The sequence below is a fragment of the Muribacter muris genome, from assembly GCF_004569585.1.
GTDB classification, from domain to species: domain Bacteria; phylum Pseudomonadota; class Gammaproteobacteria; order Enterobacterales; family Pasteurellaceae; genus Muribacter; species Muribacter muris.
Genome location: NZ_SPPA01000042.1, coordinates 1 through 9,261, shown reverse-complemented (window position 1 = coordinate 9,261; position 9,261 = coordinate 1). Strand labels below are relative to the sequence as shown.

The window sequence follows — 9,261 nt, the reverse complement described above, 5'->3', positions numbered from 1 at the left end:
AAGAGCATTTTGAACTGTATTTGAAGGAATGTGAATGGCGTTTTAACCACAGTGAAATAAAAGTTCAATTTTCCATTTTAAAACAATTAGTAAAGCAGAATTTATTCTAGTTATCTAGTACAGCCCCAACTAATATTAGAGTCTTTTCTAAGTTTATTATGTTCTTTTTCAAATTCAGTATTTGGAATACTCATAATGTTAATTAACCTCGTAATTGTTATATTCAATATAAATAAAGGATAGTATAAATATTTTATAATCAAGCATAACTCACAGAGTCTGCTACTACTATTTTATAAATAAACGTTTTAATTTATGTATGGCATACGCAATGCGAAATGCTAATTTGTATGGTTTATCTTCCATCTTAGACCGATATACAAAGATAACTTTTCTAAGAGGAAGGCTGAATTGATATACCTTCTCTAGTTGTTCAGTAGATAAATCCGTAAATTTAAATGAACCCTTAATCTTAAAGACTTCCTTTGTATATCTACATAGAATAATATGTAATTCACGGCAGTGGTGGCGATAGTACAAAATTTCTTTTAAATATTTAGAGCGGATATTTTCTTCATTAGGTTCATTATGATTAAAGTAGGCTTTTTCAATTTTTATCCCATTGACTTCAGTAACTGATCCTTTAATTATTTGGTTATTTACATCACCCATAATAGACCTCCGTGGTTGTTGTGTTTAGTTGTCTATCTTCGTTTTACCCGTTTTGAACCGGAACGTTTTTTCTTGGTATAGGTTTTACTTACTTTTGATTTTGTTGTTTTAGCCGATTTGGTTTTCTTACCCGATTTCCCACAGACATTTTCGCAGGGGATACCGTCATTATCTCGGTCTAGACGGTGTACGCCGCACTGATTAAGGTAAAAGCGTGCTTGCTCGCACGATGCCATCGCTTTGCAATAAGGGGCGGGCGTATCACAACTATATGCCCAAGCCGACCCCGCAAATAGACCGGATATAATTAGGGTAAAGTATTTTTTCATTCTGACTTACTGGCATTTTGCCGTGCCGAGATTGATCCATTCACTGGTTTTACGGAATTTATCAATATCAATTACACGGACTAAAACGTCTTTCCCTGTAAAGCCGTTTTCGGCTAATACAAGGCAAACGTATTGGGCGTAGCCGTCTCGCTTTGTACCGTCATCTTTTACCCCGACTTTAAATACAAAGTCTGATGTCCAAACTGCGTCTTTAACCTTCGGTTCTTCATCGCTTAAAAAGATTTGTTTTACTTTTTCACGGTTTGTGTCCAAATCATCTGCCATTGCCGGAAAGGCAAAAAGCGTTAGGCTGAGTAAAGTAAGTAGTTTTTTCATTTTATTCCTCCACGCTAAAATCGACCGGTTTCCATTCGACTTTTTTAAAAGTTAAATAGCTTAACCCGCCCATATTTTTGAAGACTTTTAATTGAAGAGTAATATCACCAACATTGCTCGTAATTTCTACGATGTCTTTTTTCTTCATCTGTTTCCCAGCTTTTTCAACCATTTTATTGATTTCTTTAAATGTTTTATCTGGGTTTGGCATAACGAAGCTACTTACTCCAAAACCTGCAACAGTATCTATAATAATTTTAGGTTCACTGACCATTCCGAATTGTAAGGATAAGGACTCTACATTATTTTGACTGTTTCCTATGCCCTCAATCATTACAATTTTACTTAATTTAATATCGTAGGCTTTTTTGCCGTTTGTTAAATCACGGGGTTCAATAGAGGTGATTATGTCAGCCATTGCTAATCGTTCTTGGATAATTTTCATATCAATGTTTAGCGGAATAATCACTTCTTGTTTAGGTATATCTATTTTACCTGTGCTTAATGCTTTGAAAATAAAATCACTATATTTGTTATTATTAAATTTACTTGCTAATTTAGAAGGGGATAAACCGATAATGTTATATTTTTCTTGTTCATTGAAATTAACAAGTTGATCAAACGATTTAGCAGGACTGAAGTTTTGTAATACAGTTAATGCCCTTTCTCGTGTAATTTTAATTTTGCGATTAAATTTTTTATGTAGTGGTTTTTCGGTTTTTATATCTACCGGCAACATTTCTAATATGAACTCATTAATATTAGTATGAGTAAATATTTTATAAATAGCAGAGATAAATTCTTGTTCAATCATTTGAACTGTATCTTTATCATCTTCTAATTTAAAAATATTAGGGTTTAGCTGAATATGTAATGGGTTTTCAGAAATAACTTTAATATTATTATCTTCTTTATCATATGACGAAAATGCAACGAACATATCAGGCACATTATTAAAAATAACAGTGCCTTTTTCATTTTTTGTAAATGCAATATTCTCAATCACACTTTCAGGTTGGGCTGCTTGAATTTTAGGTTCTTCAACAGTTACTGTTTGAGTTTGATCGCTTGATGTAGTTTGTTGTGTGGTTTCATCATCACAACCGACTAGAAGTAAGCCCAATATTGAAAGTGTGAGTAACTTTTTCATTGGCAATTTCCTTTTAACTAAGATTTAGATTTATTTATACCAATCACAGTGCCTACGGCATCACCGTGAAAGACTTGATTATTATTCTGCCCATTTCCGCTTGCGGTTTGGATCACTTCAGCACTTTTGGATTCCCAAAGTGAGTTGAAATCACCTTTTACTAGCCCAGCTTCCAACATCGTCATATATGTAATAGCACTTGTTTTTTGTCCTTCCTCTTTTAATTTATTAAAAGCAAGTAAAGCAACTCGTTCTAGAGCATCTAGTTGTTCTTTAGAACGTTCTCCTGTAAATAAATAATTGATATCACCACCAATTCGAGCAAAGGAAAGAAGAAAATCTGAATTAGCAGCTCTTTCTCCTTTTTCATAATGGTTGTAAGTCCGCTTAGAAATTCCACAAGCATTAGCCATTTCTTCTTGGGTAAAACCTAGACGAATACGCTCATTTTTCAAAAAATCAGAAAATTGCAACATTATTCAATATTTCCTATTGCAAGTTGCACTATTGTGCAATAAAATAATCTCAAACAAAATAAAACCGATCAAAATGGATCGTTTTTAGAAAATGAGCTAACGATAGCAATAAATACAAGGGGTGTCTAGATGGCAAAAAGTGATCTTGCTCACAAATCAGGAAGAAAAATCCGTCCTACTCGTGAGGTGTCTGTGGCGTTTCATATGACATTAAATGTTGAAGAAGGGGAGGCTTTCGAGAAAGAGCGTGAGCGTTTAGGGTTAGCAACAAAAGCAGCGTTAGGTCGAGTGTTAATCCGCAAAGCCCTAGGGCTGTCGGAGTAGGGGGGAGTATGCGAGAGCAAAATCAAAAATGCCCTGCGTGTGCAGGGCAAGGGGAAATTAAGAGCGGGTTGGAAACAGAAGGGCTTCCACATCGGCTGCCGCCTGTTGAAGTGCCGAATCCTGCTGTTGTTCGGCAGTTAGGGCAATCATTTGGCGAAAGTCTTTTAGGGCATTATCTCGATCTAACGAAGAGCAATTTTCAAAAATCGCTCTTATCAGTATTCGTTCAGCAGTTTGGAAGTAGTAATCAGCCAGTTCCCGCTGTTGTAGAGCAGATAGTGCATCTTCCAGCCGTTGCAGGCGTTGAGAAAGCGGTAAATCAGCTAAATCAGTATCTGTTTGGGTGTTTTGCTCAGTCGTCATCGGCGCTCTCCTTAGAGATGTTTGCGGTGTATGCGTTGGGGCAAGCATACCACAAAGCGTTGCAGAATTTCATTGAAAAAGTCTCACTTGAGCAGGGGGAATAATGGCGAACATTCATATTAAATGCAAAAACTGCGGTAGCCCGCATTTGAATGTGCGGACATCCTATAAGGCGGAAAATACGGTTACTAGCCACTGTTTCTGCACCAAATGTTTTGCACAGCAGAGGGTGATGTCGGAGATAGTCAGTTTAAGTACTCCGACCTATACCGAGCGACCAGAAGCCCTTTTATATGATAAGCCGTTCCGAGAGGTCAATCCCGACCAGTTAGAAATACCAACCGAGCAGTAAGTTTTAATCTAAAGACGAAAAAATAACCGTTTTAGCAGGCGGTGGCTTTTTACACCCTAAATTTAGCAATTTGGGGATTTTATCAACAAACGTGAGGTAAAAATGGGACGTAAACAACTTAATCAACGCTGGCGTAAATTGAAAAAACGCCGTGTGAATTTGTACTTTTTGGAAAATCGGGTCAGCCAGTTGGAAGGGCAACGGGAGGTAGTGTGCTTAGACTTGGAAAACACCCACGATTTATTGCAGCAATTAGAAATCAAGGTAAACCGTTTAATCGAGCAACATCGGGCGTTGGCCGCCGAGCAACAGCAGGCAAACACGCGGTCGGTTTGGCAGCGGATTTTGCAAATTTTGAATACTAAGGGCAATCCTTAAATTCGGGGGGCTGTATGGCAGATGTAGCGGCGTGGACGAGCAAAATGCTCAATCAGATGACGGCAAATTATCAAGCGAAATATGTGCCGGATAGCCGTCAGGCTTGGCTGTTTCTTCGGGAGCGGTGGAATCGTTACACGCCGGAGCATCGCCGATTTGTGTTGAAAGTGGCGCAAATCAGCGAGGAATTGCCCCTTGAAAGTTATTCGGTTTTACAAAAACGTGCCATTGCACAGGCGATTGCGGATATTCACGCTTATTCCGAAATGGATAAGGGCTTGATGTACCGCTTACGTCGGTTATGGCGAAATTTAATCAAGGAGCAGCAATGAACAGTTTGCAAATTGCCGAGTTTCATCGGGAGCTTTGGTTGCAGTGCTACTACCGGACTTATCGGTTGGTTGCGTTTAAGAATATGTTGCGTTACCACCAGCGTATCGCAGAGCTTAGGGGGTTGAATGAGCCGGATTAGGGTGATTAAAGAGACGGTTATTTTACCGAGGACAAATAGTGAACCGTTGGTTGAGCAAGTCGTGAAAAATTTTGTAGCAGACCTTGAAAAATCACTTTTACATCAACTGAAAGCCTTTGATATGAGCAGTGAGCCAATCACGATCAACATTAAACAGACGATTACACAACGTTAGGGGGAAGAATGAACCGTAAAATTTTATTCAGTGCAGACGGCACGGAGCAGTTTGAAATTCGGCGTGATGCGGTGTTCGGTTTCAAGATTTTGCAAGTGGTGGACGAGCAACAGGCTGTGCAGATTGGGGGAAATTATCGCAGTTTTGCGGAGTTGGCAGAGGCGTTGGTCGATTTAGCGGTTTTTTCCGGTGATGATGAAACGACTTTGATTGAAATCAACCAATCTATTCAATCGGTGGTACATAGCATTCAATCCCATTGCTCACAATATGCGGGTGAGACGTGGTAATGCAGGATTTATTCGGGCAACCGAGCGGTTCGCAAGGTTGGGATTATGAAAAACGTTCGGCAGAAGTGGATGCCGAGCGTTTGCACCATTTTGCCCAAAACCGACCGCTTGCGGTGCAGGCGAAACCACAGTTACAGGACGCGCGGGCAACAGCGGCGCAGTTAGAGCTGTTTGAGTTGGTCGGCAAAAGCGGTTATGAGTTTGTCGAGCAGTTGATCCGCGGTTTACCGAGCCTGCGCCAGCGGGAGCATTTTCGCAAGCTGTTTTTGCGGGAATATCATTCCGTTGAAGATGACGGGTCGATTAGCTTTCAATGCGGACAAAAGCAATTACGCCACGCCAATACCTTTTTGCGTGAGTTATTGGAAAAGCGGTTAGGCAAGGTGTTTGCCCAGTATCAGTTTGATCTGCAATGGCTGAGTATGTCGCTGGCGGAGAAATGGGAATGGGCGTTAGAACAGGGTATGCAATACCGTGATGAGCATTATCGTACTGTCGTTGGGGCATTTGATGATGTCGAGCGTGAGCGTGAAAAATGCAATGAAAAGCATAGGTTGCCGTTCTATTTGATGACCGAGGCAAAATTAAAAGTGATTGCCGATCACCTTGCCACTATTTTTTCTAAATACCAAACCGATTTTTTCACAGAGCAAGCCACGTTAGCGCAAGGCAGGGTATTAAGTGAAGATGAGGGTAATGATCTTATCGAAACCTTATACCGCCGTTGTGGTGTGCTGTGTGAAACAATTGGTCTGCCGTTGCCCTATTGGGCCACCTTTTCCGAGCAGGACGGTGATGATGACTTTAGCCCGAATACCAAATCAATGGTGATCGGGTTAAATAAAATCGGCTGTGAAAAATATTGGTTGAAAGCGTTACAGAAAGCACAACGGCAGATGGTCGAGCATTTAGCGATTGCCTGTGGTGAAGTCCGCAAAGGTGTTGCCGCCTATATTTCTGACAATGGATTTAGGGCGTGGAAGGCTCAACGTAAGAAAAATTTTGATTTTTTAAATCAGATGATCTTGCACAATGTGGACGATGAAGAGGAGCAGGTCGAGCTGTTGGAAATGTACAAACGCTCGTCTGCAAATCCGTCTGTGCGACATCACGAGATGATGAATTGCTTAAACGGCTTGGAAGTGTGGGCGGAGGAAAACGAACACGAGGCGTTATTTTTAACCTTGACCGCCCCCAGTGCCTATCACGCTCAATTGGAAAAAGGCGGACAAAACCCAAAATGGAACGGTGCAAGCCCGAAAAAGACACAAAGCTACTTAAATAAAGTATGGGGGCAATATCGTGCGTTACTGAAAAAACGGGCAATTAAATTCTATGGTATGCGAGTGGCAGAACCGCATCACGATGGCACGCCCCATTGGCATTTGTTGATGTATGTTGCTAAAGAACACGTTGATGAAGTTAGCGAGTTGTTCCGTAAAAAAGCGTTGGAGCAAGACGGCGATGAGCGCGGTGCGAAAGAACATCGTTGCAAAGTGGAAAAATGTGATAAGGCGAAAGGTTCGGCGACTGCCTATATTGTGAAATATATTTCCAAGAATTTGGGTGGTAAAGCGGCATTAGATTACTGCTCCGATGAAGTCGAGGGATTGTCGTTTAAAGATAATGCCAGCCGTGTGCGAGCGTGGGCGAGCTGTTGGGGCATTCGTCAGTTTCAGTTTTATGGAGTGAGTTCTATCGGGGTGTGGCGTGAGCTACGCCGTTTGATGAAAGGACAATGCACTGATCAGATGGTGGAGACGGTGCGTATTGGGGCTGACCTCAGCGATTATGCGTTCTACCTTGATAAACAAGGTGGCGGTGGTGCGTTACGCAGTGAGTGGTTGGTGAAATTAGCCTATGAAGAAACTGAGGTGAATAGCTATGGTGAAGTAGGTAAACGGATTGTTGGGGTTAGAAATAACCTAAACCCGTTAGGTGATTGGATCAAGACCCGTTTTAAAACGTGGGTCGCCAAATTAAAGCCGAAAGGGGTAACAAATGCCTCGCGTAGCGAGGCACAAGAAACGGGGCAACGCCCCGCTTGGACTTGTGTCAGTAACTGTAACCCTATGAATAGCAAGGGTTCAGAGAATGACACTGTTGAAAGATTAGACAATTTTATGTATCAACATCAGCCGAGAGTCGAACGGTTGAAAATAGCGATGAAATGGCGGGGAATTAACCCTGATTTGTTTGAAAAACATCACATTTTTAGCCTGATAAACGGCGGTGAAGTGAAATTGTTAGGCGATGATTACATTTCCTTTGACGGCAATGAGGTACAAATCAGCCGAAAAGGGTTTTGGCATTAGGGGAAATTGAGATGACACAGTTACAACAAGCGGTCAGTAATGAGCAACTTTTTGCAAAATTATGTGCGGTGGAAACTCTACTCAAAGCGCAGCAGTTATCGGAGCATAGCCGAGAGTTATGGGGTAATCAGCAGATTGCGGATTATTTTAAGGTTAGTACCGAACACGCACGGCGGTGGATTGTGGTGGATCCGCGTTTTCCTGCACAGGTAGATACGTTATCCCGTACCGGCGGCAACAGTAAAAATCTGTATGTATCCGGTGAGGTAGTGCAGTTTGCGTTAAAGTACCGTAAGAAAAAAGCCTCGTTTTAATTAGTCTAATTTATTCGCCACTTCTGACATATCAGGGGCATAGTAGGTATTTTGCAGAATAGATAAATCCCTATGCCCGCTCATTTTTGCCAATTCCATTACCGATAATTTTTTTGCGAGCCGTGTAAGGGCTTCCCGACGTGTGTCGTGAAAATGTAAATCGTCCAACATTACCCGTTTTTTGAGCTTACGAAAGAGCGCATCTAAATTGCTAGAGGTGAGCTGAAAGACACTTTCGCCGTCTGCGACTTCCTCAAGTTTTTCAAGCAATTTGAGGGCAGTGGTTGAAAGCGGGACATCTCGTGCGTAGCCGTTTTTGGTTTGAGGCAGGTGCGCAATGCGGCGTTCAGTGTGAATATGTTCCCACGTCAGATTGACGATTTCGCCGGCTCGCATTGCAGTTTCAATCGCAAATAAAATCGCAATGCCGACCCGTGCGGTGGCGGTTTCCGGCGGTTTGTTCCACGAAAAACCGGAGGCGTAAATCAGGTTGTTGATTTCGCCCGTGGTGTAACGGCGGCTGCGGGGCTTGGGTGTTTCCGGTTTGCGAATGCCTTTGAGGTAGTTGGTGCCAATCAATTTCCATTCGTGTTGGGCGATATTAAGCATATTGCCGAGGGTAGACCATTCTCGGTGGACGCTAGCGGGGCTGACTTCGGCAAGGCGTTGATCTCGCCATTGTTGGAAGTGTTTTTCCGTGAGATCTTGTAGAGAGACTTTGGCTATCGGCATTTCAAGTAAGCGGGTGAGACGTAGCATTTCGTGTCGGGCACTGCGCTTCTTCGGGGTGATTTCGGTAAGGTATTTTTCAATCACATAAGAAAAAGGCAGGTCGGGGGTGTTGTTGTAAGTGCCGGCATTGATTTCCATTTCAAGCTGGTGTGCCCAAGCAGTGGCTTCGGCTTTGGTGCGAAAGGTTGCCGATTTGCTGATGCCTTTGCGTCTGACTTGCGCTCGCCAGCCGTTGGCCCGTTTGGTGAAAGTCGCCATAAAAATCCCCTGTGCGTGTGGTGCAAATAAAGGTGCGTTTTTGGTGCAATTCAATGATATACGAGATCGGTTTAGATCGCAAAGGGGACGCTTTTTTAGTATTTTTCTAAAAATAAAAACAGGAAAATCACTTTATTTTCAATGAAATAGCGTGTTTGATCGGGAAATATGGGATTTTGTGAGTGTGTGGATTGGTGCACCGGCTGGACTAGATCTAAATAAGTAAGTTTTTGATTTATAATAGTTTTATTTGTTGTAAAAAATCATTGTGTTCCTAACTGTGTTCCTAAAATCTAAAATCAGTTCAGAGGCTGATTATTGTGGT

The 9,261-nt window shown here is 41.9% G+C and carries 16 protein-coding genes and 1 pseudogene; 10 read left to right on the top strand and 7 right to left on the bottom strand.

What is annotated here, in order from left to right:
* A pseudogene (locus E4T80_RS12175) lies at positions 1–110 on the top strand (IS1595 family transposase); the annotation flags it as partial.
* Between the two features lie 178 nt (positions 111–288).
* On the opposite strand, the gene E4T80_RS12170 reads toward E4T80_RS12175, so the two are convergent.
* Genes E4T80_RS12170 through E4T80_RS12150 form a run of 5 tightly spaced genes read right to left on the bottom strand, consistent with a single transcriptional unit; the run spans position 289 to position 2,963 of the window.
* The gene (locus E4T80_RS12170; RefSeq protein WP_135058667.1) at positions 289–672 is read right to left on the bottom strand and encodes a hypothetical protein; all 384 of its coding nucleotides are present in this window, start codon (positions 670–672) and stop codon (positions 289–291) included.
* A 32-nt stretch (positions 673–704) separates the two neighbouring features.
* Positions 705–1,001 (bottom strand): excalibur calcium-binding domain-containing protein, encoded by a 297-nt coding sequence (locus E4T80_RS12165; RefSeq protein ID WP_135058666.1) that lies wholly within the window; start codon positions 999–1,001, stop codon positions 705–707.
* A gap of 6 nt (positions 1,002–1,007) precedes the next feature.
* Positions 1,008–1,337, bottom strand: a complete 330-nt coding sequence (locus tag E4T80_RS12160) for a hypothetical protein (RefSeq protein ID WP_135058665.1) — start codon at positions 1,335–1,337, stop codon at positions 1,008–1,010.
* Between the two features lies 1 nt (position 1,338).
* Positions 1,339–2,487 (bottom strand): hypothetical protein, encoded by a 1,149-nt coding sequence (locus E4T80_RS12155; protein WP_047976809.1) that lies wholly within the window; start codon positions 2,485–2,487, stop codon positions 1,339–1,341.
* 17 nt (positions 2,488–2,504) lie between these two features.
* The gene (locus E4T80_RS12150; protein WP_084724256.1) at positions 2,505–2,963 is read right to left on the bottom strand and encodes a helix-turn-helix domain-containing protein; all 459 of its coding nucleotides are present in this window, start codon (positions 2,961–2,963) and stop codon (positions 2,505–2,507) included.
* Positions 2,964–3,092: 129 nt separating this feature from the next.
* Between E4T80_RS12150 and E4T80_RS12145 the strand changes: the two genes are divergently transcribed.
* The gene (locus tag E4T80_RS12145; RefSeq protein WP_047976810.1) at positions 3,093–3,287 is read left to right on the top strand and encodes a hypothetical protein; all 195 of its coding nucleotides are present in this window, start codon (positions 3,093–3,095) and stop codon (positions 3,285–3,287) included.
* Between the two features lie 57 nt (positions 3,288–3,344).
* On the opposite strand, the gene E4T80_RS12140 is transcribed toward E4T80_RS12145, so the two are convergent.
* Entirely contained in the window at positions 3,345–3,650 is a 306-nt protein-coding gene (locus E4T80_RS12140) for a hypothetical protein (RefSeq protein WP_135058664.1), read from the bottom strand.
* A gap of 103 nt (positions 3,651–3,753) precedes the next feature.
* On the opposite strand from E4T80_RS12140, the gene E4T80_RS12135 reads away from it, so the two are divergent.
* The 8 genes from E4T80_RS12135 to E4T80_RS12105 all read left to right on the top strand — a co-directional run bounded on the left by E4T80_RS12135 (position 3,754) and on the right by E4T80_RS12105 (position 7,946).
* Positions 3,754–4,002 carry a hypothetical protein gene (locus tag E4T80_RS12135; protein ID WP_135058663.1) on the top strand — a complete coding sequence of 83 codons (249 nt, stop codon included), beginning with the start codon at positions 3,754–3,756 and terminating at the stop codon, positions 4,000–4,002.
* Between the two features lie 102 nt (positions 4,003–4,104).
* Entirely contained in the window at positions 4,105–4,380 is a 276-nt protein-coding gene (locus E4T80_RS12130) for a hypothetical protein (protein ID WP_135058662.1), read from the top strand.
* 14 nt (positions 4,381–4,394) lie between these two features.
* Positions 4,395–4,712: a hypothetical protein gene (locus tag E4T80_RS12125; protein WP_135058661.1), complete on the top strand. Its 318-nt coding sequence runs from the start codon at positions 4,395–4,397 to the stop codon at positions 4,710–4,712.
* Entirely contained in the window at positions 4,709–4,852 is a 144-nt protein-coding gene (locus tag E4T80_RS12870; protein ID WP_167740738.1) for a hypothetical protein, read from the top strand. Before E4T80_RS12125 ends, E4T80_RS12870 begins: the two co-directional genes overlap by 4 nt.
* Positions 4,839–5,027 carry a hypothetical protein gene (locus E4T80_RS12120; RefSeq protein WP_135058660.1) on the top strand — a complete coding sequence of 63 codons (189 nt, stop codon included), beginning with the start codon at positions 4,839–4,841 and terminating at the stop codon, positions 5,025–5,027. Before E4T80_RS12870 ends, E4T80_RS12120 begins: the two co-directional genes overlap by 14 nt.
* A gap of 8 nt (positions 5,028–5,035) precedes the next feature.
* Positions 5,036–5,317 (top strand): hypothetical protein, encoded by a 282-nt coding sequence (locus tag E4T80_RS12115; protein WP_135058659.1) that lies wholly within the window; start codon positions 5,036–5,038, stop codon positions 5,315–5,317.
* Positions 5,317–7,632, top strand: coding sequence for a replication endonuclease (locus E4T80_RS12110; RefSeq protein ID WP_135058658.1), 2,316 nt, complete (start codon positions 5,317–5,319; stop codon positions 7,630–7,632). Before E4T80_RS12115 ends, E4T80_RS12110 begins: the two co-directional genes overlap by 1 nt.
* Positions 7,633–7,643: 11 nt before the next feature.
* The gene (locus tag E4T80_RS12105; RefSeq protein WP_135058657.1) at positions 7,644–7,946 is read left to right on the top strand and encodes a hypothetical protein; all 303 of its coding nucleotides are present in this window, start codon (positions 7,644–7,646) and stop codon (positions 7,944–7,946) included.
* Here E4T80_RS12105 and E4T80_RS12100 read toward each other — a convergent pair whose 3' ends face one another.
* Positions 7,947–8,936 (bottom strand): site-specific integrase, encoded by a 990-nt coding sequence (locus E4T80_RS12100; RefSeq protein ID WP_135058656.1) that lies wholly within the window; start codon positions 8,934–8,936, stop codon positions 7,947–7,949.
* Positions 8,937–9,261: the final 325 nt, after the last annotated feature.